The sequence below is a fragment of the Brucella sp. TWI559 genome, from assembly GCF_039674265.1.
In the GTDB taxonomy this organism is placed as follows: domain Bacteria; phylum Pseudomonadota; class Alphaproteobacteria; order Rhizobiales; family Rhizobiaceae; genus Brucella; species Brucella chromiisoli.
Map to the genome: position 1 here is coordinate 1 of NZ_JBDJNE010000056.1, position 2,245 is coordinate 2,245.

Below are 2,245 nucleotides of genomic sequence, written 5' to 3' on the forward strand. Positions count from 1 at the left end.
GACCGAAGGCAAATGCCCGGAGGATCTCGTCCACCGGCAGGTTAAGTATCTGAACAACGTTGTTGAGGCGGATCATGGCAAGCTGAAACAACTGATCAAGCCGGTGCGAGGGTTCAAGACCTTGAAATCGGCCTATGCGACGATCAAGGGTTTTGAGGTCATGCGGGCGTAACGCAAGGGCCAAGCTGCTATTTTCAATCTCACCGGCGATATCCGTGGAGAAGCCCGGATTGTCAAACGAGCTTTCGGCATTGGACCGTGCGCACTCGCAGAAGTGGTGTCGCTGCTCGCGCAGAAATTCGAAGGTCAGCCCTCGTGACGGCGGAGAAAACAGGACCACACCAACCAACTGGAATTGTTGCAACAGAGCCCCCAAGTTCTTCTTCGCACTCGTTAGCCCGATCAGCAGATCGGCGATCTGCTCGTTCTCTTCGTTCAGCTTGGCGCTGTAACGGTAACAGGTCTCGCTGACACCAAAGATACGGCAGGCCAGTGCAATGCTGACCCCGCGTAGCGCCACGGCTTTCCTGGCCATCTCTTGGCGTTGAGATGACCGCGTCATTTTTTTCCTAGAGCCTCTTTTAAAAGCTTTGTCTGCATGCTCATCTCGACATACATCTTCTTGAGCCGACGGTTCTCATCGTCCAGAGCCTTCATCTGGCTGATCATCGACGCATCCATGCCGCCATACTTGGCGCGCCACTTGTAGAATGAAGCGTTGCTCATTCCATGTTCGTGACATAGCTCCGGTACTGGAACGCCACCTTCTGCCTGACGCAGGATCGCAAGAAGCTGCGGTTCGCTAAATCTGCTTATCTTCATCAACAATCTCCTCGATCATAATGCCGAGAAAATTCTACTTTTAAAGCCTGTTAATTGCCGGGGGGATTACCCTGTCAAACTCGACTTCGTCTGCTCCAAGCAGTGGCGAAATAAAAGAAAACTACTCGCGCTTCTTGGCGTATGCTATAAACCGGATAGACAAACGCAACACTTATTGAGGATGCTTAACTCATTATATGATTAACAGTCTTTTCTATCGACTATTCAAATCTATTCTATTTCCAATTGTTCGGGATGGGCATCTTCCGTTATTTAGTCCCGCCGGGTTCGCAATCAAAGTGAGCGTGTGCATTGTTCCCATAGCCATACTGTTATATGTTCTGGCAATTACGGTCGCGATGCAAATGGGGCTCGTTTTGTATCCGGTTAATGCATTAGCGGTGGGAACCGTTGTAACTGCCACGCTGGCGTTTACAATTTCATTCGCTGTGACCTACATTAATTCTGTTGTTTTTCAGAAGCTGCTGAATTCGTATGAAAGGTCTTTGAACTTGAGCAGAACTGACCCATTGACTGGGTTGCTCAACCGGAAGGGTGTGAGGGATTACGTCGATCAGTTCCCCGGCCCTCTGGATATCGCAATAATAGACATCGATAAGTTCAAAAGCATCAACGATTCCCACGGCCATGCTGTCGGTGACACCGTTATTGTAAATCTCGCGTGTATTTTGAGGGCAGTCAGTGAGAAACGGGGGTTATGTGCTGGGCGGCTTGGAGGCGAGGAATTCGTCGTGATATCCTCAAATCCGTTAGGAAACGAATTCATCTCTGTTTGCGAGTTCTTGCGTAGCAGTGTTGAAGAAAGCCGCGTCAGTTGCGAAGTAGTAACCGTTAATTATACGATATCCATAGGCATCGCGCACGGGTCTCACAGCGAAAGCTTTTCAGACGATCTACATAGGGCGGATGCAGCGTTATATAATGCAAAGGGCCTCGGCCGTAATAGGGTGATCACGGCTTAGGCGTGTAAAAAACTGGTCTTCACTCAAGATATCTGGCCACTTTTGAAATACTCTGAGTTGCTTTGGTGCGTGGATCAGTAAATTTACGCACGTTGTTCTTTGATGTTGGTTCTATTCTGTTGTTTTTTGACGCGAACTGAATCCATACGGGCACATGCCAGCTTCCGATTGAGAATGCTGCAACGACGTGAAGCTTCCGCGTGTTAGTTGGTAACGGAACGGGCGTTCAAACGAAGACCTCCATTTTGCTTGTACCGGCTCATCGCGGTTTCGTCTAGGTCGTGCACTCATAAATAGTCTAGCTATTTGAATGTATTAGTGATTCAAAGGTCTCGGATTTGGAGGTCTTTGATGTCACGTCGCCGCTATGAACTTACAGAACGCGAATGGTCGATTATTGCGCCGCTGTTGCCATGCAAACCGCGTGGTGTACCCCGCGT

1 protein-coding gene and 3 pseudogenes are annotated in these 2,245 nt (G+C 49.2%); 3 read left to right on the plus strand and 1 reads right to left on the minus strand.

What is annotated here, in order from left to right:
* A pseudogene (locus tag ABE530_RS19505) lies at positions 1-319 on the plus strand (DDE-type integrase/transposase/recombinase); the annotation flags it as partial.
* Between the two features lie 51 nt (positions 320-370).
* Here ABE530_RS19505 and ABE530_RS19510 read toward each other — a convergent pair.
* Positions 371-822 (minus strand): annotated as a pseudogene (locus ABE530_RS19510) (transposase); the annotation flags it as partial.
* Between the two features lie 365 nt (positions 823-1,187).
* Here ABE530_RS19510 and ABE530_RS19515 point away from each other — a divergent pair.
* The gene (locus ABE530_RS19515; RefSeq protein WP_499695709.1) at positions 1,188-1,805 is read left to right on the plus strand and encodes a GGDEF domain-containing protein; all 618 of its coding nucleotides are present in this window, start codon (positions 1,188-1,190) and stop codon (positions 1,803-1,805) included.
* Between the two features lie 351 nt (positions 1,806-2,156).
* A pseudogene (locus ABE530_RS19520) lies at positions 2,157-2,245 on the plus strand (IS5/IS1182 family transposase); the annotation flags it as partial.

Coding starts and splice junctions, on each gene's coding strand:
- ABE530_RS19515 (WP_499695709.1), top strand. CDS start 1,188: ATGGGGCTCGTTTTGTATCCGGTTAATGCATTAGCGGTGGGAACCGTT.